Annotated in this window: 16 protein-coding genes and 1 pseudogene; 11 read left to right on the top strand and 6 right to left on the bottom strand. The window is 71.0% G+C overall.

Annotated features, from left to right (window positions below):
• The first annotated feature begins 125 nt into the window (after nt 1-125).
• The gene (locus Asera_RS32560; protein WP_035295616.1) at nt 126-515 is read left to right on the top strand and encodes a MerR family transcriptional regulator; all 390 of its coding nucleotides are present in this window, start codon (nt 126-128) and stop codon (nt 513-515) included.
• Between the two features lie 10 nt (nt 516-525).
• Here the strand turns inward: Asera_RS32560 and Asera_RS32555 are convergent, their stop codons facing one another.
• Together Asera_RS32555 and Asera_RS33475 are read right to left on the bottom strand one after the other, a co-directional pair.
• Entirely contained in the window at nt 526-726 is a 201-nt protein-coding gene (locus tag Asera_RS32555) for a DUF397 domain-containing protein (protein WP_030445101.1), read from the bottom strand.
• Nucleotides 726-1,103: pseudogene (locus tag Asera_RS33475) on the bottom strand (DUF5753 domain-containing protein); the annotation flags it as partial. The pseudogene Asera_RS33475 and the gene Asera_RS32555, both read right to left, overlap by 1 nt.
• 36 nt (nt 1,104-1,139) lie before the next feature.
• Here Asera_RS33475 and Asera_RS32545 point away from each other — a divergent pair.
• From Asera_RS32545 to mycP, 5 genes are all read left to right on the top strand, one after another.
• A complete protein-coding gene (locus Asera_RS32545) occupies nt 1,140-1,406 on the top strand; it encodes a hypothetical protein (RefSeq protein WP_157034677.1) in 267 nt (88 codons plus the stop codon).
• Between the two features lie 136 nt (nt 1,407-1,542).
• Complete coding sequence (locus tag Asera_RS32540) at nt 1,543-3,330, top strand: SulP family inorganic anion transporter (protein ID WP_244844125.1); 1,788 nt, start codon at nt 1,543-1,545, stop codon at nt 3,328-3,330.
• A gap of 401 nt (nt 3,331-3,731) precedes the next feature.
• Complete coding sequence (locus Asera_RS32535) at nt 3,732-4,967, top strand: type VII secretion protein EccE (protein ID WP_030445104.1); 1,236 nt, start codon at nt 3,732-3,734, stop codon at nt 4,965-4,967.
• Between the two features lie 31 nt (nt 4,968-4,998).
• Nucleotides 4,999-6,147 carry a hypothetical protein gene (locus Asera_RS32530; protein WP_157034678.1) on the top strand — a complete coding sequence of 383 codons (1,149 nt, stop codon included), beginning with the start codon at nt 4,999-5,001 and terminating at the stop codon, nt 6,145-6,147.
• 53 nt (nt 6,148-6,200) lie between these two features.
• Nucleotides 6,201-7,496, top strand: coding sequence for a type VII secretion-associated serine protease mycosin (mycP, locus tag Asera_RS32525; protein ID WP_157034679.1), 1,296 nt, complete (start codon nt 6,201-6,203; stop codon nt 7,494-7,496).
• A gap of 165 nt (nt 7,497-7,661) precedes the next feature.
• Here mycP and Asera_RS32520 read toward each other — a convergent pair whose 3' ends face one another.
• The 4 genes from Asera_RS32520 to eccD all read right to left on the bottom strand — a co-directional run bounded on the left by Asera_RS32520 (nt 7,662) and on the right by eccD (nt 11,331).
• The gene (locus Asera_RS32520; RefSeq protein ID WP_030445107.1) at nt 7,662-7,970 is read right to left on the bottom strand and encodes a WXG100 family type VII secretion target; all 309 of its coding nucleotides are present in this window, start codon (nt 7,968-7,970) and stop codon (nt 7,662-7,664) included.
• A gap of 23 nt (nt 7,971-7,993) precedes the next feature.
• Entirely contained in the window at nt 7,994-8,317 is a 324-nt protein-coding gene (locus Asera_RS32515) for a WXG100 family type VII secretion target (protein WP_030445108.1), read from the bottom strand.
• 165 nt (nt 8,318-8,482) lie between these two features.
• Nucleotides 8,483-9,892 carry a type VII secretion protein EccB gene (eccB, locus tag Asera_RS32510; protein WP_030445109.1) on the bottom strand — a complete coding sequence of 470 codons (1,410 nt, stop codon included), beginning with the start codon at nt 9,890-9,892 and terminating at the stop codon, nt 8,483-8,485.
• Nucleotides 9,893-9,918: 26 nt separating this feature from the next.
• Complete coding sequence (gene eccD / locus Asera_RS32505) at nt 9,919-11,331, bottom strand: type VII secretion integral membrane protein EccD (protein WP_211255500.1); 1,413 nt, start codon at nt 11,329-11,331, stop codon at nt 9,919-9,921.
• 243 nt (nt 11,332-11,574) lie between these two features.
• Between eccD and Asera_RS32500 the strand changes: the two genes are divergently transcribed.
• The 5 genes from Asera_RS32500 (at nt 11,575) to Asera_RS32480 (ending at nt 22,282) form a co-directional block, all read left to right on the top strand.
• A complete protein-coding gene (locus tag Asera_RS32500) occupies nt 11,575-15,537 on the top strand; it encodes a type VII secretion protein EccC (RefSeq protein ID WP_030445111.1) in 3,963 nt (1,320 codons plus the stop codon).
• A gap of 128 nt (nt 15,538-15,665) precedes the next feature.
• Nucleotides 15,666-16,625 (top strand): hypothetical protein, encoded by a 960-nt coding sequence (locus Asera_RS32495; RefSeq protein ID WP_157034680.1) that lies wholly within the window; start codon nt 15,666-15,668, stop codon nt 16,623-16,625.
• A gap of 42 nt (nt 16,626-16,667) precedes the next feature.
• A complete protein-coding gene (locus Asera_RS32490) occupies nt 16,668-18,890 on the top strand; it encodes a WXG100 family type VII secretion target (RefSeq protein ID WP_035295620.1) in 2,223 nt (740 codons plus the stop codon).
• A gap of 131 nt (nt 18,891-19,021) precedes the next feature.
• Nucleotides 19,022-20,011, top strand: a complete 990-nt coding sequence (locus tag Asera_RS32485) for a hypothetical protein (RefSeq protein ID WP_030445113.1) — start codon at nt 19,022-19,024, stop codon at nt 20,009-20,011.
• Between the two features lie 42 nt (nt 20,012-20,053).
• Nucleotides 20,054-22,282, top strand: a complete 2,229-nt coding sequence (locus Asera_RS32480) for a hypothetical protein (protein WP_157034681.1) — start codon at nt 20,054-20,056, stop codon at nt 22,280-22,282.
• Nucleotides 22,283-22,324 lie beyond the last annotated feature (42 nt).

Here is a 22,324-nt window from a genome sequence, read left to right as displayed (position 1 = left end):
GCTCCGCAGCGACGGACACACTCGTCCGCGCCCGATCGTTGCAGGCTTCCGCGGCGCCGGCCTCGGCACTGCGATGGCGGCGTTACCGTAGAACTTCAGGTCGACCTGAAGTAAAGGGGCGCGGGGTGAAGATCGGTGATGCGGCGGTCGCGTTGGGCATTGCCGCGCACGTACTGCGGCACTGGGAGTCGCTCGGGTTGCTGGCGCCGACGCGCACCTCGTCCGGCCACCGCAGCTACGACGACCAGACCCTGGACCAGGCTCGGATGATCAGGACCCTGCAGCGCGCCGGGCTCTCGCTGGATCAGATCCGGCGCATCGCTCGGGGTGACAACGCCGACCGGGCCGCGCTGATCGACACCAAGCGCGCCGAGATCCACGACCGGATCGACCTGCTCCGTGCCGCCGACGGTTTCCTCACCCACATCGTGACCTGCCGCCATCCCGTCCTCGCCGACTGCCCCGACTGCAGCCAGTTCCTGGCCCGCCAGTACCGTCCGGCCCTGGGTACCTGACCCCAGACGCTCAGCGGCGAACCGTGCTGAGGAAGGCGGTCCAGGCGGCGGGGGTGACGACGAGGGCGGGGCCGGTGGGGTTCTTGCTGTCGCGGGCCGCCACGGCGTCGCCGACGAAGGCAACCTCGACGCAGGTGCCGTTGTTGGCGCTGCGGGTGGACTTGAACCAGCGGGCGTTGGTGAGATCGGGCGTGGCCACGACGGCCTCCATCAGGTACCTCCGTTGACCATCGACCGGATCAACGCCAGGGACTTTTCCGGTGACAGCGCCACAGTGCGCGCACTGTCAGTCGCCATCCTGTACGTGGCGACCTGATCCTGGTCCTGCACGTAACTGGCGCCATCGAGTAGTTCCGAATACGCGATCGGTCGGGCCTTGTCGAACTCCAGGATCACGAACTGGCCGGTACCCGCGCGGTGCGGACCGTCCTCTGGGCGGATCACCTGGATCGTGACGTTGGGTTGCTTCGCCAGATCTACGAGATGCTGATACTGCGCTCTGCGCAGGTCGGCGTCGCCAACGGCGAGCCTCAGCGCGGCATCGCCGATGACGGCATGTAGCGCCAGTGGTGTATCAGCGGTCAGGCGGCGAGCACGCGGCTGGCGGTGGTGGAGGCGCCGCGGATGTTCGCCGTGTACGAGGTGGCGCCGGACCGGTCCGACGTCGTGGCGTTCGGCCGGGGGCTGGCGTTCGCCACCCGGACGTTCTTCGTCGGCTGCCGCGACGCGCGCCCGACGTACGCCTCGCTCGGCTCGCCGGCTGTGGTGCTGCGCCTGTTCGGTCGCCGCCGCGACCTGCGGCTGCACTGGCCGGTTCCCGATCCGGACCGCGCCGGGCTCGCCGGCTGGCCAGCGGACGAGGAGCTGGCCGCCGCCATGCCGGGCGGGTAGGGAGGGCGCGGGGAGAAGACCGGATCGCCGGACTTCGTACGGCTGTGGCCCTAGCATCGGGTCAGGCACGGTGCGGCGTCCGGGAGGACGGATGGGCGTGTTGGCAGGGCGCGCGACGAGTCCGGAGCGGTGAGCGGTGGCCGCGAGCGGGCCGGACGGTGGACGCCGCCGGTGGGGGTTCGTGTTCCCGTCGTTCGCCGGGTACCGGCCGGCGTGGTTGCGCGCCGACCTGATCGCCGGTGTCACGGTCTGGGCGGTGCTGGTACCGGAATCGCTGGCGTACGCGGGGATCGCCGGCGTCTCGCCGGTCGTCGGGCTGTACGCGGCGGTGCCGGCGCTGGTGCTGTACCTGCTGTTCGGCTCGTCCCGGCACCTGATCGTGGGGCCGATGTCGGCGACCGCGGCGCTGTCCGCCGGGATCGTCGGCGGCATGGCGAAGGGCGCTACCGCAGGCTACGTCGCGCTGACCGCGGCGCTGGCTCTGATGGTCGGCGTCGTCGGCGTCGTCGCCGGGCTGCTGCGGTTCGGGTTCGTCGCCTCGTTCATCTCCGCGCCGGTGTTGAAGGGCTTCATCATCGGCCTGGCGCTGACCATCATCGTCGGTCAGCTGCCGGCGCTGTTCGGCGTCAGCAAGGGGGAGGGGGACTTCTTCCGCAAGCTGGGCCACGTGGTCGGCCAACTGGGGCACGCGCAACCGGCGACGGTGGCGATCGGGCTCGGTTCGCTCGCCGTACTGCTGGTGCTGAAGCGGTGGCTGCCACTGGTACCGGGTGCGCTGGTGGTCGTGGTCGCGGGGATCCTGCTGGCGACCACGCTGCGGCTGGACCAGCACGGCGTCGACATCGTCGGCAAGGTCGACTCCGGGCTGCCGCATCTCGGTGTGCCGCAACACCTTCCGGGGCCGCACAGCTACGTCCAGCTGGCCGGACCGGCGATCGGCGTACTGCTGGTGGGGTTCGTCGAGGGCCTCGGGGCGGCGAAGACGTACGCGGCGCAGCACGGGTACGAGGTGGATCCGAACGCCGAGCTGATCGGGATCGGCGCGGCCAACCTCGGTAGCGGCCTGGCGTCCGGGATGGTGGTCAACGGCAGCCTGTCCAAGACCGCGGTGAACGGCGGCGCGGGCGCGAGATCGCAGTTGTCCGGCGCCACCGTGGCCGGCCTGACACTGCTCACCCTGCTGTTCCTGACCGGGCTGTTCGAGAATTTGCCGGAGGCGACCCTGGCCGCGGTGGTGATCGCCGCGGTCGTCGAGCTGGTCGACTTCGGCTCGCTGCGCGAGCTGTGGCGGGTGTCGACCCGCGGGCTGGGCCGCGTCTACGGCAAGGCGGCGCGGGCCGACTTCGTCGCCGCGCTGGCGGCGCTCGCCGGCGTCGTCGTCTTCGACACCCTGCCGGGCCTGTTCATCGGGATCTCGGTGGCGCTGCTGCTGTTGCTGTACCGGTCGTCGCGGCCCAACGTCGCGGTGCTCGGCCGGCGCCCGGACCGGCTCGACGCGTGGATCGACGTCGAGCGCGACCCACACGCGGTACCGCCGGACGACGCGCTGGTGTGCCGGATCGAGTCCGGCCTGTTCTTCGCCAACGCGGACTTCGTGCGCACCCGGATCCGTGCGCTCGCCGCACAACGGCCGGTGCGGATGGTCGTCGTGGACGCGGAGACCGTACCGTTCGTGGACGTCACCGCGGCCCAGATGTTCGGCCAGCTGCACGCCGAGCTGGCCCGCTCCGGCGCCGACCTGAGGTTCGCCCGCAACGTCGGTCAGGCGCGCGACGTGTTGCGCCGTACCAGGACCGTCGAGCTGCACGTCTACCGCGACATCCCCACCGCCCTCGCCGCCCCGCCGCCGGACCGGCCGACGGAACCGGACCGACCGCGCCCGGACCGGCCCGAGCCGCCGCCGGGCCGGCCCGCTCGCCCATGAACCGGACCGACCCGACTTCGTGGCCGACCCGACCCGCCGGCGGCACCAGCCTGACCCGACCTGGCGGCCGGCCCGACCCGCGGGCCCACCGGACTGACCCGCGGGCCCATCGGACTGACCCGACGGTGCGGTCGGCCCGGCCCGCCGCACCGGCCTGACCACCGACGGACTGGCCTGACCTGGCGACGGGACCGCTCTGGTCGCGGAACTCGGCGCGCCACGTCGCGCCCCGCGACGGCTCCGTATGGAGGTCGGGACGCTCTTGTCGCCGTGCGTGTCCGCGCGACTACTTGATCTTGTAACGGTCTGGGCGGCCACGCATGGCATGGACCGTGCGGTGATCCTTAGGATGGCGGGGGACCGGTCTGGTCGCAGGGGCACGTGGCGGAAAGGGTCTGCGGATGACGATGAACGAGCCGCCGTCGCGGGTGCGCGCGGTGGCGCGGATCAGCGCCGAGCCCGCCGCCGCGAGCCGGCCGGTGACGTTCCTGCGCCGCCGGCGGCACGGCTACCTCGGCCCGGTCAACGTGCTGCAACTCGTGCTCATCGAGGTGCTGATCGTCGGGATCCTGCTGCTGCTCGGGCAGTCGATGTACGCGCTCATCGGCGGCATCGTGCTCAGCGTCGCGATCGTGGTGATCACGTTCGCCCGGTCGGGCGGCCGCTGGTGGGTGGAGCGGATGTTGCTGCGCCGCCAGTACCTGCGCCGCAAGACCGGGCGCCAGCCGGCCGCCGACGACAAGCGGCTGGTCGCCCTCCGGCGGCTCGTCCCCGACCTGACCGTACGGACCGTCGAAGGTCCGAACGGCATCGATGTCGGGATCGGCCGGGACGGCGCCGGCTCGTTCGCGGTGGTGGCCGTCGTCCCGCCCCAGGGCGTGAACGGCGACGCGCTCGGCCAGGTACCGCTCACCAAGCTCGCCAGCCTGGCGCAGGACGCCGAACAGCCGGGCGCGGTGGTCCAGGTGGTTCGGCACACCCTGCCGGTCCGGGCCGGCGGCGCCGCCGGTGAGTCGTACCGGGAGCTCGTCGCGAAGTTCGGTCTGACCAGCGCGGCCGACCAGGCCACCTGGGTGGCGATCCGGTTCGACGCCCGGGCGGTGGCCGAGGCGTCGGTCGGCGGCGCGGACGAGTCCGAGCAGGTCCCGGTCATGCTGGGCGCCCTGGTTCGCCGGGTCGGCAAGGCGCTGCGCCGGGCCGGCCTCGACTTCCAGGTGCTCAACAGCGACGGCCTGCTGGACGCGTTGACCCGCTCCTGCGAGCTGAGCCAGTCCGCCGCCGGCGGGCCGACCCCCGCGGTCAAGGAGCGCTGGACCGCGTGGCAGTCGACCAGCCTGGCGCACGCGTGCTTCTGGGTCAGCTCCTGGCCCGGGCTGCGCGACAGCGGCCCGTTCCTCGACGCGATGAGCCGGGTGCCGGCCGCGCTGACCAGCCTGTCCATCGTCCTCGCCCCGTACGAGGAGCTGATCGAGGTGCGCTGCCTGCTGCGGGTGGCGGCGGAGCCCGAACTGCTCGCCCAAACCTGCACGGCGGTGAAGCAGGCGGTCTCCCGGGCCGGCGGCAGCGTGTTCCGGCTCGACGGCGAACAGGCACCAGCGGTGTACGCGACCGCGCCGACTGGCGGCGGTGCGCGATGATGGCCACCCGACGATGCGGGAAGGAGGCGGCGTGAGCGGTCAGGACACGCCGCGCGATCAGGCCCAGGACGGGCCCGCTGTCGCGCGGTCGATGCCACCGGCCGCCCCGGTGCCGGGCAGACCGATGTGGCCTGCCCAGCAGTCCGCCGGCCCGGTGCTCGGTGCGCTCCCGCCACCGGCACCGGTGGCCGACCCCGGGCCGCAGCAACGGGTCCAGCCGGCCGAGCGCGCGGCCGTGGAGCCGGCTCAGGGCGGGGCGCCGGACACCGCGGCGACCAGCAAGATCGTTGGCGAGACCGGCGGCACGCTGCTGCTCGCGCCGACCGGCAACGCCGGCGGTGTCACGCAGTCGGCGAACGCTGCGCAGGGCGGCTCGGCCAGTGCCCGCACGCCTGCCGCGACCGGCACGCTCGTACCGCCGGATTCCGGCCACGGCACCGTGTACGGCGGCGGGTACGGCCCGGCCGACGACCAGGCCCGGCTGGGCAGCCGGGTCCGCCCGCTGCCGCCGCTGCGGATCGGTTCGCACCTGGCCTCCGATGCCGCGCTGGACGAGATCGGGTTCGGCATGCCGGCGGTGGGCATGCTGCTGGGGCACGACCGGGACCGCAAGCCGGTCCAGATTCGTACCTTCCGGCCGGAGCCGACCCGGCTCACCTTCGTCGGCGGGCTGTGGGGCGCCCGGCTCCTCGCGTTCCGGGCGCTCGCGCTCGGCGCCCGGGTGGTCGTGTTCTCCCGCCGTCCCGAGCACTGGAACGGCTTCGGCCAGTGGGCGACCGGCCGGTCCGACCGGATGGCGGTGATGCCGGAGGAGCGGCCGGTCACCGTCGCCTCCAACTCGTTGCGTCCGGCGCTGCTGATCTACGACATGGGCTTGCTCGGCGCCGCCCGTCGGCCAGACCTCGGTCCGTGGCAGACGCAGCTGACGGTGCTGCACCAGCTCACCGCGTACGGGTTCCCGGCGGTACAGGAGTCCAACCTGGTGATGCTGCAGCGGCTCGGCAAGGAGGAGTCGTTCTCGCTGGGCTCGGTGCTGCGGCTCGACGGCAGCGCGATCCAGCTGCTCACCGCGCTGCGCGACGACATGTTCGCGCTGATCGGCGGGGGAGCCGACCGGTACGTGTGGGTGTCCCCGACATCGGTGGAGCAGCAACGTTTCGGCGCACCGAGCCGCCGGTGAACCCGACCGATGCCGATGCCGCGGCCGGCCCGCGCCGCCGTAGGCTGGCAGCCATGTTGGCTCGTCCGCGGTGGATGCGGCGCGCCGGTGCGAGCCGGCCGGTGGCGCTGCTGGTGGCCGCCTGCGTCGCCGCGTTGACCGGTACGTTCGCGCCGAGCGCGCCGGCGCTGGCCGAGGATCAGTGCGCGCAGCCGGGCAAGTCCGCCAAGGGCGTCTCCTGGGCGCAGCTCGCGCTGGACCCGCAGTCGGTGTGGCCGTTCACGACCGGCGCCGGCGTGCTGGTCGGCGTCGTCGACACCGGCGTGGACGCCTCGAACGCGCAGCTCGACGGGCACGTCGGCACGGGCACCAGCTTCCTCAAGGGCGGCGGCGACGGCGACACCGACTGCGTCGGCCACGGCACCGGGATGGCCGGCGTCATCGTGGCGCAACAGAGCGACAGCGTCGGTTTCTACGGCATCGCGCCGGGCGCCAAGGTGCTCCCGGTGGCCGTCACCAAGCAGATCGACGACACGACGCAGAGCGACGACGGAACCCCTGATCCGGCCACCGTCGCGAAGGGCATCCGGTACGCGGTGGACCACGGTGCCTCGGTCGTCAACGTCTCGATCGTCGTGCACACCGACGACAGCGCGCTCAAGTCGGCCGTCGCGTACGCGCTGGACAAGGGGCGGGTGGTGGTCGCCGCGGTCGGCGTCGAGGCCAGCGAGCCGAAGAAGAAGACGCCGTACCCGGCCGCCTACCCGGGCGTGCTCGGGGTCGGCGCGGTCGGCCCGGACGAGACCCTGCAGGAGGGCTCGGCTACTGGATCGTACGTCGACCTGGTCGCGCCGGGAGCCGGCGTGACGACGACCGCCCGCAAGAAGGGCCTGACCACGGCCAGCGGGAGCGATGTCGCCGCGGCCGAGGTCAGCGCCACCGTCGCGCTGATCCGGGCGCGCTGGCCGCAGCTCGGGCCGGAGCAGATCGAACGCCGGCTCAAGGCGACCGCGTCGCCGACTCCGGGCGGTCCGAACAGCCACGAGTACGGCGCGGGCATGGTCAACCCGCACCGTGCGATCACCGAGACCATGTCCGAGCACAGCCCGGCCGCACTGCCCGGCTACCAGCGGGCGCGCCGCAGCGCCGCCGACATCGAGCGCGGGCGGGTCTGGGCCGGCAGCAGCCGGCTGGCGCTGCTCATCGCGGCGCTCAGCGTGCTCGCCGGGCTCGTCGTGGTCGGCGCCGCGGTGGCGATCCCGCGGGGCCGGCGCCGCCGCTGGTCGGTCCGGCTGGCCACCCCACCCCGGGACAGCCCGGAGGACGATCTGCCGGCCCCGCCGGTGGAGCTCTTCGACAAGATGCCCTGAGGCCGGTCGCCTGACGGGATGCCGGACGCCCGGCGTGCTGGTCCGGACGCCCGACGTCGACCGCTGACGCCAGGGTCGGCCTGACTGGTCGGACGACCCGCGGAGCGCATCGCACGACATCGGGCCCCGGACGAGGTCCGGGGCCCGATGTCGTGCGAGAACGGGTCAGCCCTGATAGATCCGCGAGGCGGCCCGGGCGTCGGCGTCCTTGAACTTGAATGCCGCGTCGCCGACCTTCTGCGACAGGCTCTGCAGGGTGGCTTCCAGGTCGTTCGCCGCGCTGTGGATCTTGGCGCTGACGCTGTCGAACGCCTCGGCACCCATTCCGTTCCAGTCGCCGGCGAGCAGCGCCTTGAACTGGGAATCCACCTCGTCGAGGTTGCTCTGCATCTCCGAGCAGAACCGGTTGATCGCATCGGCGACGTCGGTGATGCCGGAGAAGTGGTAGACGAGATCGTCGTCGCTGTACCCCATGTGTGGCTACCTTTCGACCGGGCTCAGGCGCGAAGGCCGTCGGCGACCGAGCCGCCGCCGTAGGCGGCGCCGACCTGGTTGATTTCCTGCTCGATGTCGGCGTCGGTGCTGCCGTAGTCGGTGACCGACGAGTCGGCCGCATTGGCCAGCCTGTTGAGGTTCTGAAGAATGGTCTTCAGGTCGTTGTGGATCTCGAGCGACTTCTGCTGGAACGCCCGGCCACCGCCGCCCTTGAAGCCGGCCTCGGCCGCCTCGATCTGCTGCATGAGGACGTTGAGGTTCCCGGCAATGCCCTCACCGACATCGTCCGCCTTCTTGGCGGCAGCGGTGATCTGGGCCTGCCCCACATGAGCGCGATCTCCCAAGGTGTGTCACCTCATTCTCTGAGCGTGCCCCCCAGCCGCGGGGCGAGTAGTTGTGGTGCCGTCCTGATGGCCGGCCAGCCCAGACGATAACCCGCACGGTCAACCCCGAGCCACCTCACGGCATCGGCCGGGGTTCGCCGATACCGCTCAGTTACCGGATTTCTGCATGTCCACCGCCACCGCGGCGGCCTTCGGGTCGAGGGTCGGCCCGGCCGGGATCCGGCTGACCAGACCGGCCGGCATGCTCACCGCCTGCTGCTCCTGGTACCCCAGCATGTGCAGGGCGGCGACGGTGGGCACGCCGTACCGCACGCCGTTGTCGGTGACCAGGGCGTAGGTGCCGGTGAGCGAGCTGCTGGAACTCATCGCCCGGACCACGGCGACGTGCGCCGACGGCACCCAGACCGCGTCGGCGAGGGCGTTGCCGTCCCCGGTCTGCTGCTGCGTCCGGGTACTGACGGCGCTCTCCGCCGCGCCGACCACGATCTGCGGCGGCTGTGCTGCGCTCTCGTACAGCGCGCAGGTGCTGGTGGCCCCGGCGTCGGTCAGCTTCGGCGCGGAGCTCGGCGGCCGCACCCCGGTGTTGCTCGGCGGGGTGAGCTGGTGGCTCTTGGTCATCCCGTTGATCTCGGCGGCCGGCACCTCCTGCGGATGCATCGTGTACTGCCCGGCGAGGACCGAGCGTTGCAGGTCGGTGATCGCGGCGACGCCGTCCGAGAGCACCAGGTAGTACTGCTTGTCGCCGGAGCCGGTGCGGTCGAACAACACGTCGCCGATCGTGTGGCCGGACACCGCCGAGGACGCCTTGCCGCGGTCCGGCACGTCGATCGGACCGATGTCCATTCCGGCCGGCAGCCCGTTGAGCCAGGCCAGGCCCACCGTCGTCGGGTTGACCTGCGCGCCGAACAGCGACGCCACGACCGGGTCCGGGCTCTTGATCTGGTAGCGCGTGCTGTGCCAGACCAGGTAGGTGTCGCCGCTCTGCGAGTCCTTCACCAGCAGCCCCTTGTCGCCCAGGGCGGCACCGCCGTTGGCGCCCCGGCCCACGGCCAGGCTGGTACGGGTGACGGCGTGGCCGTTGCTGTCCTGACTCGGCACCGAACACAGGGTCCACGGCACCCCGGTGACCCGCTTCGCGTCCGGCAGCGCGGTCGGCGCGTCCGGGATGCCGCGCATGATCCCGCGGCCGACCGCGGCCAGCGAGTCACGCGGCACCGTCACCGTCGTCGGGGTCTCCTTGCCGGCGAGCAGCAGCGCCGACGCGTAGTTCAGCGTCGGGGTCAGCAACTCGTTGTTGTAGACGTAGGTCGCGCCGGTCTCCTTCTCCACCACGACGGTGCCGTCCTGCTTCCATGACGTGCTGCCGACCTTGGTGAAGATGCCGATCACGCCGAACGCGGCCGCGACGATCACCGCGATCATCACCCCGGCGAACGCCGCGCCGGTACCGCGCCGCAGCGGCGCCTGCGCCGGGTCGGTCTCGCGCATCACCACGGCCGAGATCACCCGTCGCAGCAGGAACTGGTACGAGTGAAGCTGGTCCTTCCTGGACGCCATCCGCGGTCCTTCCGAGCCTTGACGGCCTAGCCGAACGAGGCGAAGACGCCTCGGATGTAGGAGTACAGGCCAACCAGGCTGCAAGTGATCGGCACCAGCGCGATGATCGCGATCACGTCGAAGATGTCGGCGAAGCGCCCGAGATAGGGCGACGGCGGCCGCTTGCTGAACAGCATGCCGGCGACCAGCACCAACGCCCCGACCACCAGCACACCGAGCAGCAGCAGGAAGCGCACCAGGTTCGAGTCGGCGACCAGGCCGCCGGCCACGGCCACCATGGCGATCCCGACGATGCCACCGACCAGCAGCGAGACGCGCTGCCGCGGGGTCGGGAACAGCCGGGCCCGCAGCAGCATCGCGATGCAGGCGACCAACACCAGGATCACCCCGGTCGCCGTGCCGTTGAGCAGCAGGGCAGCCATGCTGGCCAGTGCCACGATGCCGACGCCGAGCAGGGTGCCGGTGAGGATTTCGTCGGACCGGGCCACCGCCGCGTACACGGTGGATCGCTGCGGCATCGGCGGGTCGGCCAGCATGTCCTCGGCCCGCTGTGGCAGCGACGGCAGCGGCAGCTTGCCGATCCGCAGCGACATCAGCGGGTACCCGGGCATCAGCGCGATGCCGACCGTCAGCACCACCGCGGCGATCCCGGCCGAGGGCATCGAGGAGAACCCGAGCAGGCCGGCGACGCCGCCGAGCAGCCCGACCGCGACCGCGGCGGCGAACAGCCGGGAGAACGCGCCGACCCCGACGTACCCGATCACGCCGAAGACCAGCAGCAACACCGAACCGAGCAACAGGTGTGGCAGGCCGAGCGAGGTCAGCCGGACGTTCGGCGCGGCGACCAGCAGGCCGCCCAGGAAGGCGAACGGCAGTCCGCTGCCGGCGACGACGGCGCCGGCGACCGCATCGGACATCGCCCGCGCCAGCGTGATGCCGACGACGGTCAGGATCAGCGCCAAGCCGATGGCGACGATGCCGGGCACCTGCCACGGCGGGTCGGAGAGCAGCACCATCGTGGTGCCGAGCAGGAAGATCGCCGGACTGACCGCCATCGCGCAGCGCCGGGTGGCGGCGGCGCCCCAGGACCGCCCGTACCGCCGGGCGCCGCTGGCGATGGTCTCGACCACGTCGTCGTACTCGAGCTCCGGCCATTCGGTGCGCCGGGGCACGAGGTGCAGGACCTCGCCGTCGCGGACCCCCTGGGCGGCCAGGTTGCGGGTGGGCACGAGCAGGGCGCCGGTTGCCCGACGCAACACCCACCCGCCGTGCAGCTCGCCCTCGTCGGCGGCGTTCTCGCCGGCGTGCCGGAGCAGGTTGGGGACCAGTTCGGCGACCGGGATGTCTTCCGGCAGCGCGACGTCGATGCGGCGCTTGGGGGTGGAGACGGTGACGCGGGCGAGACCCATGCCCACCGAGGTGCCCACTGGGGCCGTCACTGAAGGTCACCTCCGACCGGGAAACACGGTGCTGACACCGGCGAGGGCCGGTGGTCACGAGTGCCCAAGGTAGCAGCCGGGCGCACCGCGCCGATTCAGACATCCCTGCGTTGCGACACAGGCTTTCCTCGGCAGGTAGGGTTCCGTCGAGGCCGGTGTTCCCTCGTATCCGCCTCGCTCAGAGTGATCTTCCAGAGACTTTGCGTCGCGCGGGGCGGACAACCCGATGCAGGAGGTGTACGGGTGGGAACCGAGATCGTCAAGCGACCGCCGCGTCGCCCCTCGCCGGAGCTGCCCTCCGGCGAGGTGATCCTCGATCCGCCACCCGAGGCGCCGCAGCCCAACGCCAAGGGCTGGCAGCGGATGATGATGATCCTGCCGATGGCCGCGGGCGCGGCCGCGATGGGGCTGATGATGGGCACCCAACGGGGCGGCCCGATGGCCTACGTCGCCGGCGGGATGTACGGCGTGTCGATCCTCGGCATGATCGCCGTGCAGCTCACCCAGCAGGGGGGCGGGCAGAGCAAGAAGGAGATGATCGAGGCACGCCGCCAGTTCATGCGCAAGCTGAGCCAGCTGCGGGCACAGGTGCGCAACACGATCGAGAAGCAGCGCGAGGCGATGTACTACCGCCATCCCGACCCGGGCGCGCTGTGGTCCACCGCGGCGAGCGGCCGGCTCTGGGAACGCCGCAGCACCGACGGCGACTTCGCGGTGGTCCGCATCGGGCTCGGCCCGCAGGAGATCGCGACCCCGCTGGTGCCGCCGCAGACCCGCTCGGTCGACGAACTGGAACCGTTGTGCGCGATGGCGTTGCGGCGGTTCGTGACCACCTACTCGATCGTCCCCGACCTGCCGGTCGCGATGGCTCTGCGCGGCTTCTCGCGGGTCTACCTGCGCGGCTCGGACCAGCGGATCCGTGGCCTGGTCCGGGCGATGCTCGGGCAGTACGGGACGTTCCACGCGCCGGACGACGCGCTGCTGGGGCTGTGCGTGTCGGACGACCGCCGGGCCGCCTGGGACTGGGCCAAGTGGCTGCCGCACGCGCTGCACCCGACCAAGGTCGACGCGGTCGGCCAGCTCCGGCTGGTGGCCCCCACGGTCACCGCGCTGGAGGCGATGCTGGACGACGTCCTGGTCAACCGGCCGCGGTTCGACCCGACCGCACCGCCGTCCGGGGCGACCCACCTGGTGGTGGTGATCGACGGCGGCGACACCGCCGGTTCCGACCACCTGATGACCGAGGGCGGCGTCGAGGGCGTCACCATCATCGATCTGACCAACCCGCCGCCGCGACTGCTGGATCAGGCCTCGCTGGTGCTCGATGTCGCCAACGACGGCACCATGACCAGTACGACGATGGACGGCACCGCCGAGATCGGGACCGCCGACGGGTTGGATCCGGTCGAGTGCGAGGCGCTGGTGCGGCAGCTGTCCGCGCTGCGGCTGTCCGCCGCGTCGCTCGCCGACCAGCCGATGTCGGGTGAACTCGGCCTGGCCGAACTGCTGAACATCGGCGACCCGTACGAGTTCGATCTCGGCCGCACCTGGGCGACCCGGCCGAACCGGGACCGGCTGCGGGTCCCGCTGGGCATCGGCCCGGACGGCCGCCCGGTCGAGCTCGACCTCAAGGAGTCGGCGCAGGACGGCATGGGCCCGCACGGCCTGCTGGTCGGCGCGACCGGTTCGGGCAAGTCCGAGCTGCTGCGCACGCTGGTCCTGGCGCTGTCGGTGACGCACAGCTCCGAGGTGCTCAACTTCGTCCTGGTCGACTTCAAGGGCGGCGCGACGTTCACCACGCTGGACCGGTTGCCGCACACCAGCGCGGTGATCACCAACCTGGAGGACGAGCTCTCCCTGGTGGACCGCATGCTGGACGCGATCCAGGGCGAGCTGATCCGGCGGCAGGAACTGCTCCGCTCGGCCGGCAACTACGCCTCGCAGCGCGACTACGAGCGGGCCCGGGCGGCCGGCGTCCCGCTGGCACCGCTGCCGAGCCTGCTGATCATCTGTGACGAGTTCTCCGAGCTGCTCACCGCGAAGCCCGACTTCATCGACATGTTCGTGCAGATCGGCCGGGTCGGCCGGTCGCTCGGCGTGCACCTGCTGCTGGCCTCGCAGCGGCTGGAGGAGGGTCGGCTGCGCGGCCTGGACACCCACCTGTCGTACCGGATCGGCCTGCGGACGTTCTCCTCGATGGAGAGCCGCAGCGTGCTGGGCGTGCCCGACGCGTACGAGCTGCCCCGCTCGCCCGGCCACGGTTACCTCAAGGCCGGCACCGAGGGGCTCGTCCGGTTCCGCGCCGCGTACGTGTCGGGTCGCTACCGGCGTGGGGTCGGCAACCAGCGCCGGGAGGACCGGCAGGTCGACCCGGTGCAGGCGTACTCCACCTGGTACGCGACGCCGCCGGTGGTCACCGACGAGAAGCCGGCACAGACCCCGGAGCAGGACGACGACGTGCTCGGGGAGACGCTGCTGGACGTGGTCGTCGCCCGGCTGGAGGGGCAGGGCGTGCCGGCGCACCAGGTCTGGCTGCCGCCGCTGGCCGAGCCGCCGACGCTGGACCAGATCCTGCCGCCGCTGTCCGCCGACCCGCGGCGCGGCCTGACCGTCACCGACCCGGAGCTGCTGGGCACCCTGCGCGGTGTCGCCGGCATCATCGACAAGCCGTTCGAGCAGCGCCGCGACCTGCTCTGGACCGACCTGTCCGGCGCCACCGGCAACGTGGTCGTGGTCGGCGGCCCACAGACCGGCAAGAGCACCATCATCCGCACCCTGATGGGCAGCCTCGCGCTCACCCACACCCCACGCGAGGTGCAGTTCTACTGCCTCGATTTCGGTGGCGGCGGGCTGAGCACGCTGCGCGAGCTGCCGCACGTCGGCGGGAACGCCGGCCGGATGGACACCAACCAGGTCCGCCGCACCGTCGCCGAGCTGCGCACCCTGCTGGCCGAGCGGGAGGCGCGGTTCACCGCCAACGGCATCGACAGCATGGCCACGTACCGCCGGATGAAGCGGGACGGCAAGTTCACCGAGGACCGGTTCGGCGATGTGTTCCTGGTCATCGACGGCCTGGTGACCCTGCGCAACGAGTTCGAGGACCTCGAACCGGGCGTCACCGAGCTGGCCAACCGTGGCCTCGGCTACGGCATCCACCTGATCGTCACCTGCACCCGGTGGATGGAGATGCGGCCCGCGGTGCGGGACATGTTCGGTACCCGGCTGGAGCTGCGGCTGGGTGACCCCGCCGACTCCGAGATCAACCGGCGGGCGGCGCTGAACGTACCGACCGGCACGCCCGGCCGCGGTCTCACCCACGACGCGCTGCACTTCCTCGCCGGCCTGCCCCGGATCGACGGGCAGCAGGACGCGGGCAACCTCACCGACGGGATCGCCAAGTTCGTCCAGACGGTCCGCAACGAGTGGCGCGGCGAGCCGGCACCCCGAGTGCGCCTGCTGCCCGACCGCCTGCCGTACGAGGCGCTGCCGGCAGCCGGGCACGACCTGCAGCGCGGCATCCCGATCGGCATCGCCGAGAACGACCTGCAGCCCGTGTACCTGGACTTCGCGGCGGAGCCGCACTTCCTGCTGTTCGGCGACATCGAGTCGGGCAAGAGCACGTTCCTGCGCAGCCTGGCGCGGTCGATCAGCGAGCGGTACACGCCGGCCGAGGCCAAGGTCATGATGATCGACCTGCGCCGCAGCCTGCTGGGTTCGTTGGAGGGGCCGCACCTGATCGGCTACGGCCACTCCACCCAGGTCGCCAAGGACATGATCCGGCAGGTCGTCGAGGTGATGAAGGAGCGGCTGCCCGGCCCGAACGTCACCCCCGAGCAGCTGCGCGACCGCAGCTGGTGGAAGGGCCCCGAGCTGTACGTGCTGGTCGACGACTACGACCTGGTCGCGACCGGGCCCTCGCACGTGCTGTCGCCGCTGACCGAGTTCCTCGCCCAGAGCCGCGACATCGGCCTGCACGTCATCCTCGCCCGCCGGGTCGGCGGCGCCAGCCGTGCCCTGTACGAGCCGATGATGTCCCGGATCCGGGAGCTCGCCTCGCCCGGCATCACGATGTCCGGTCCGCGCGAGGAGGGTGCGCTGCTGGGCAACGTCAAGCCGCAGCTGCTGCCGCCGGGCCGGGGCTGGCTGACCACCCGCCGGCACGGCAACCGGCTGGTCCAGCTCGCCTGGCTCCCCCCGGTCGTCTGACCGCCCGGCGCCTGGCACCGCTCACTTCACGGATTGCGCATGGCGGTTATTCTCGCCAAGAGGACATACTGGCGATCGCATCGTGGCGGGAGCCGCCGACGGTGCGCGAAGCTGAAGGGGGCGTGCCGATGGCTGACCGTGTGGTGGCGAAGGTCCCGGAGATCATCGACTACGCCAAGAGCATCTCGAGCTTCGGCAGCGGGACGCAACACGGCAAGGACAGCCTCATGTCCTCCTCGATCAACGGCACCCAGGCCCTGCAGCAGATGAGCGAGCTGGCGACTACCGGCATGCTGGGCGGGCCGGAGGTCTTCGCCGAGGCGTACCAGGTGGGCGGCTATCTGGCCGTGAATACCAAGTCGTTCCAGCAGTTCATCCAGGCGTGCGGCAAGGGCATCCAGTGCACCGCGATGGCCGCGCAGGCGATCGCCACGATCCTGCACTACACCGACGCGGACAGCGCCGGAAAGTTCGACGCCACCGACGTGGCCGACGCGATGGCCTATGCGATGGGTGATCCCAACGCCGAGCGGCCGGACGGCATCCCGAAGCAGGTACTCGGCACCAAGACCCAGCTCGACCAGGACATCGAGAACTTCAACCAGGGCGGCAACCAGTTCGACGCGATCGCGTTCCCGAACGATCCGAACGCGACGACGACGCACTACCCGGGCGAGTTCACGACCACCACGACGTACTCCGACGGCTCGTACCGGGTGGTCGAGTCGTACACGGTGCCCGGGCCGAACGGATCCTCCACGGTGCACCAGACGACACGGTTCTACGGCTCCGACGGCAAGGAGATCAAGAACACCGCGCAGACCGAGGACACCGAGTACGGCAACGGTTACCGCACCACCACCCGCAGCGAGGGCAACACCACCTCCACGACCACCATCCACGACGACGGTGCGGTCGATCTCACCACGACCACCAAGGACGGCCAGGGTCACGAGGTCGTCAACCGGCAGCACGAGGATGCCCCGACCGGGCAGGACGAGCCGGAGAAGGGACCGATCGAGGGCTGGTACGACGAGACCCACGTCGACGGCAGCGGAAGCCTCGGTGGCGCCTACGGCGGCTACTGACAGACCAGCATCCGGAACCGGTTCGCGAAGGGACGCACCGCCATGGGGCACCAGGCGCCGCAGGGCCACCATCGGTACGGCTACGACACCAACCTCAACACCGAGCTGATCCAGAGCCGGCACATGCAGTACAAGACCGACCCGGGCTCCGATCCGACGCACTACTACGTCGACGGCGCCGGTAGCGACCTGTTCGGGAAGTACAAGCCGACGATGGACCGGTCGCAGATGCCCGGCGGCAACGACGGTGACATCGATCTGTCCAACCCGCATCCGGACCCGGACGGCAGGGACGCGCATGCCGCGGGTGGGATCTACGTCAGCGATGACGACAAGTACAAGAAGATCATGGAAGGCAACACGATCGAGCACGTCAAGGCTCGCATCGACAGCCAGAAGCAGGGCCAGGTGCTGGCCATCCAGCACGCCTGGGAGAAGGTCAAGCAGTCGCTGGAGACGATGGCCGCCGACATCCAGCGGCCGACCGACGCGCTGGTCGCCAAGCAGGCCTGGACCGGCGACGCGGCCGAGGCGTTCCTGCAGAATGGCCCCGGTGCCGCGCTCAAGTCGCTGGACGACTGGATCGACGCCGCGCAGTACAACATCGAGGGCTTCCAGCACATCGCGAGCGTCATCCCGACCAAGCAGCAGGCGATCTCCGACCTGTACGAGCAGTACAAGGCGGCGGTGACGGCGGAGGCGCAGCGCTGGCTCAAGGCCAACGCGCCGCGCAGCGGCGGGCACCACGAGATCAAGACCTACACGCAGCTGGACGACTTCCTCAAGCACGGACAGATGGAGGACAAGCAGCGGTTCATGCAGAGCGTCAAGCAGGCCGGCGCGATCTACGACCTGATGGCGCAGGACATCGAGCACTCGATGGCGGTGGAGTACCAGACCGCGATCGGCAACCTGCAGTCCGGCCGGTCCACCACGTTCGAGGGCATCCGGAACTCGATCATCGATGCTCCGGGGATGCCGATCCTCGACCTGCCCGGCCGGCCGCCCGGCTCGGCGCCCCCGACCGGCCCGAGGGCGACGCCGAACGGCCCCGCGCCGCGCACGTTCCGGCCGGCGAGCGAGCCGCCGCCGGTCGCCGATCCGCCGGCGGTGCCGGACACGCCACCGGTTGTCGAGACGCCGCCTCCGGTGTCGGCGGACCTGCCGACGGCGCCGCCCGCGACCCCGCCTGCCCCGGAGGCGCCGCCCGCGGCACCGCCGGCACCTGGCGCACCGCCGCCGGTACCGGTGGCGGCGCCGGCGCCCACTGGCCCGCCGGGTCTGGCCGGGCGACCGGCGCCGGGTTCCGGGCCGGGTGCGCAGCGCGCATTCCGGCCGAACGTGTCCCGGCCGCAGGGACTCAACCGATCCGGTGTGCTGGGCGACCGGACCGGCAACGCGAACCGGCCGTCGGGGCCGGGCCGCGCACCGACCGGTGCCGGTGAGCATCCGAACCCGGGGCGGGGCGGATCGCCCAGCCCGGGCCGGGGGGCGCCGCCCAGCCCGGCCAAGCCGACTCGCGGCCGGTCGCCCGGCAGTCCCGGCGGTGAACCGCAGCGGGGCGGCCAGGGCCGCCCGCCGGGCGGTCGCAACCCGGCCAGCCCCGGTCGGCCCAACCGTGCGTCCGAGCAGCGCACACCCGGATTTCCGGGTAGCACCGAGGAGTCGACGGCGTTCACCCACTCGGGCCCGCGCAGCCCGTCGGTGCTGACCGGTTCGCACCAGCCGACCGCCGACCCGGCCTCGACCGACACCCCGCGGCTGTCCGGGCGGCCCGGCAGCGGACCACCGAACACGACGAAGCCGATCCTGAACAACCGCCAGCCGAAGAAGCCGGGAGCGGAGAAGCGGGACCCGCGGACCGGACACGCGCCGCCGGCCTCGGGCTGGCCGGGCAGCGAACTGGTGGGTGAGCCGCCGGCCACGGCGCCGTCGGTGTTGGAGAACCCGACCCTGCGGGCCCGGCCGGCGGTGCCGACCGACGGCAACGAGATCCCGCGCGGACTGCGTCCGTCCGGAGCGATGCGGCCGGAGACGAACCTGACCAGCGCCCGGCCGAACACGAACAGTCCGGCCGAACTCGCCGCCCGCAAGGCCGCCCAACGGGAGAAAGAGCGCCGCCGCAAGGTCGACGCCGAGTACGAGCAGATCCGGGCGCTGCTGCAGGCCGAGGAGGCGTGGCAGGTGGAGACGCCGGGCGGCCCGGTCGTGTCGAACCAGCCACGCGCCGAGATCGCGCATCCGAGGCCGATGCTGGGGTCGTAACCGGAAGGATCTTCTCCGCTCTTGCCGGCGCGGGTTAACCTCCTGGGCAGGAAACGGCAGCGGGGGCGCCGGGCGATGTCTCGGCGCCCCCGCTTGCGTGAGTCGTGCCGCCAGCGCGAGGGAGAGCGTCGATGACCGACAAGGTCCATGCCGACTGCACCGAGATCATCAAGTATGCCGGCCAGCTGGTGAAAATTTCCGTCGAACCGACCGGCAAGGAAACCAAGCCAGCGCAGGTGGCGCCGATGATGGCCACGCTGTCCGGCACTCAGGCACTGAACCAGATGAGCGATCTGAGTTACAACTCGTTCACCAGGTCCGTCACCGGCGACACCGCCGGCCAGTTTCAGGAGGGCCTGAAGGTCGCCGGCTACCTCGCCCAGAACGTCGCCGCGTTCCAGCAGTTCATTCCGGACGTCACGAACGGCATCCAGTGCTGCGCGATGCAGGCACAGGGCGTTGGCCAGATCCTGATGTTCACCGACGGTGGCAGCGCCGGCAAGATCAGCGCAGAGGACGTGACGGCCGCGCTGGCCTACGCATCCGGTAACCCGGGCGCCGAGCGGCCGGACGGGATCCCGAAGGACATGTTCAGCCAGGGCACCGTTGCTGACAACCAGTCCAAAGCCACGTCGAACCTGCCGGACGCGATCACCGACCCGGACGATCCGCACGCGACCACGTTCCACCAGCCCGGCGGTTATCTGACGACGACCACCTATGCCGACGGTTCGTATCGGGTCGTCGAGTCGTACACGACGATCGGCGCGAACGGGATGTCGGTCGTTCGCTCGAAGACGACGTTCTACGACAAGGGCGGCAGCGAGATCAAGGGATCCGGCGAGAGCGAGAGCACCGAATACGGTAATGGCTATCGAACGGTCACCCAACACCACGGCGACACCACCGTCGAGAATGTCATCCACGACGACGGTTCGGTCGATCTGAAGACCACGACCAAGGACGCCGAGGGGCATGAAAAGGTCACGGTCGCGCACTCGGACGTGCCCGAGGAGGACAAGAACGCTCAGGACACCGGGCCGATGGAGGGCTGGGAGAACCAGGCCGATCGAATCGACGGTAGTCAGGCGCCTTTCAACAAGACTTACTCAGGGTACTGAGCCGCAGCGACGCCGCGTTTTGAGCCGGTAGGGAGTTACAACATGGGGCATGGTTCGAACGATCCTGAATTGAACAGCGCATATTACGGTTACGAGACCAACAAGAACACCGATCTCGTCACCAACCGGCAGATGGCCTACCGGACGGGTGCTGGTGACATCACCCACTACAACACTCAACATGCCGGCGAAGACGAGATCAGCCGCTACAGACCCACCATGGATCGCAGCAAGATGCCGGGCGCCGATGACGACGAATGGCACCTCGACCCCAGCAACATCGGCGACAGCCAGTGGGGAAGGAACAGCCCGGACGCGGGCGACGATGCTCATAAAGCGGCCCATTACGTCAGCGATGACGATAAATACAGCAAGATCATGGAAGGCAACACGATCGAGCACATCCGGCACCGGATCCTTGGCCAGAACGCCAAAGGCGCCGGCGCCATCGCCGACCAGTGGCGCACCATCCACGGCAATCTGTTCGATCTGTTCTTCGGGGTGAAGGACCCGACCGACAAGCTTTTGGACCAGGGCAGCTGGACCGGCGACGCGGCCAAGGCGTTCGTCATGATGGGCCCCGGGGCGACGCTCAAGTCGTTGAGCGACTGGATGACGGCGGCGGAGCAGAACATCAAGGCGTTCAACCACCTGAGCACCATCATCCCCGGTTACCATCATCAGATCGATGTCCTCTACCAAGAATACAAGAATGAGCTGCGTAGCGAGGCGGTGAACTATTTCAAGGAACAGGACACGATGATCCGCGACCCCAACGGTGGGCCGTCATTTCGCAACGTGGACGAGCTGATGGCCCATGGCACGATGGAAGAGAAGGGGAATTTCATCTCCAACATGAAGGATGTTGGAGCGATCTACAGCCTGCGGGCCCAGGACATCGAATTCGCCATGGCACAGGATTACCAGACCGCCATCACCATGCTCTACGACGGCTCATCAACTCGATACGAGGGTCCTTCCAACGCCATCATGGACGCCCCGGGATTCGTGCCGCCCAACCTGAATTTCGGTCCCGGTCCCGGTCCCGGTCCTGGTCCCGCACCGACCTTCAAACCGGCGAATCTGGCCAAGCCGAACGTGGCTCCACCGCCGAACATGACCGATGCGAGTGTGGCCAAACCGGGCCCGCCGCCGGAGACTCCGGCCCTGGACGCGCCGCCGGTGACCGACCAACCGCCTGCCCCCGGTGCTCCGCCGGTTGCCCCCAACACGGCGCCGCCGGCCCTTGGCACGCCACCCGCGCCAGCGCTGGCGCCGCCGGTGCCGGTGGCGCGAACCGGTCCGACCGAGGTCGGCCCCGGGAGGGCGCCTGCGCCTCGGCCGACGACCCAGAACGCATTCCGGCCGAATGCCAACCGGCCACCGGGCCTCAACCGATCTGGTGTGCTCGGTGATCGCGGGGCGAGCCGACCAACGGCGCCGAGCGGTGACTCGCCCGGGGGTCGCCCCAACGCGAGTCGCCCGCCAGCCAGCCCAGCGAAGCCGGCCCGCACCGGTAAGACTCCCGGCCGACCGGGCGAGCCGGAAGCCGGTCGCGGTGGCGGCCGGCCCGGCTCCCGCCCGCCGGGGAGCCCGCAGGGCACCAAGGGCAAGCCGGGCCAGCAGCAGCAGCGACCCGGCGCACCGGGTGAGCTGGACGAGAACAACGCGTTCCGGCGCCCATCGGGCGGGACATCACCGTCCGTGCTGGACAACAAGCGGATCCGGCCGCCGGATCCGGCGTCCGAAGATGCCCAGCGGCTCTCCGGCCGGCCCGGCAGCGGTCCGCCGAACACGACGAAGCCGGTGCTGAACAACCGCGGCCCGAAGCAGGGGAGGAAGCCCGAACGGCAACAGTCCCGGCCGGGTGGACCGACCGGCGGTCTGCCGGCGGACAACGTGTTCGTCCCGCCGCCCTCCGGAACGGCGCCGGTGCTGGAGAACCCGACGCAGTGGATGCGCCCGGGCGCCCCGGCAGACACCAGCGAGGTGCCGAACAGCCTGCGCGGCCCGGCTCGGATGCCGAGCGGCGCGAACCTGTCGAGCTCCCGTCCGGGTACCGACAGCGCCGCCGAGCTGGCGGCGCGCAAGGCGGCACAGCGCGAGCAGGAACGCCGGAAGAAGGCCGACGAGGAGTTCGAGAAGATCCGGGCATGGATGAACGGCGAGGAGGCGTTCGCCGTCGAGACGCCGGGCGGCCCCGTCGTGTCCAGCCACGCGCCGACGCCGGAGCAGCTCGCCCATCCCAAGCCCACGCTGGGTGGTGCCTGACGGTGCCGGCATGCTGACCCGCGGCCCGCGCCGGGCCGTGGG

This window comes from Actinocatenispora sera, from assembly GCF_018324685.1.
Classification (GTDB): Bacteria; Actinomycetota; Actinomycetes; order Mycobacteriales; family Micromonosporaceae; genus Actinocatenispora; species Actinocatenispora sera.
This window is presented reverse-complemented; position numbering and strand designations above follow the sequence as displayed.

Excerpts from the sequence above, each read along its gene's own strand:
- Asera_RS32555 (WP_030445101.1), bottom strand. The coding sequence starts at position 726 with ATGGAGGCCGTCGTGGCCACGCCCGATCTCACCAACGCCCGCTGGTTC.
- Asera_RS32545 (WP_157034677.1), top strand. The coding sequence starts at position 1,140 with ATGTTCGCCGTGTACGAGGTGGCGCCGGACCGGTCCGACGTCGTGGCG.
- Asera_RS32535 (WP_030445104.1), top strand. The coding sequence starts at position 3,732 with ATGACGATGAACGAGCCGCCGTCGCGGGTGCGCGCGGTGGCGCGGATC.
- mycP (WP_157034679.1), top strand. The coding sequence starts at position 6,201 with ATGTTGGCTCGTCCGCGGTGGATGCGGCGCGCCGGTGCGAGCCGGCCG.
- Asera_RS32520 (WP_030445107.1), bottom strand. The coding sequence starts at position 7,970 with ATGGGGTACAGCGACGACGATCTCGTCTACCACTTCTCCGGCATCACC.
- eccB (WP_030445109.1), bottom strand. The coding sequence starts at position 9,892 with ATGGCGTCCAGGAAGGACCAGCTTCACTCGTACCAGTTCCTGCTGCGA.
- Asera_RS32495 (WP_157034680.1), top strand. The coding sequence starts at position 15,666 with ATGGCTGACCGTGTGGTGGCGAAGGTCCCGGAGATCATCGACTACGCC.
- Asera_RS32490 (WP_035295620.1), top strand. The coding sequence starts at position 16,668 with ATGGGGCACCAGGCGCCGCAGGGCCACCATCGGTACGGCTACGACACC.
- Asera_RS32485 (WP_030445113.1), top strand. The coding sequence starts at position 19,022 with ATGACCGACAAGGTCCATGCCGACTGCACCGAGATCATCAAGTATGCC.
- Asera_RS32480 (WP_157034681.1), top strand. The coding sequence starts at position 20,054 with ATGGGGCATGGTTCGAACGATCCTGAATTGAACAGCGCATATTACGGT.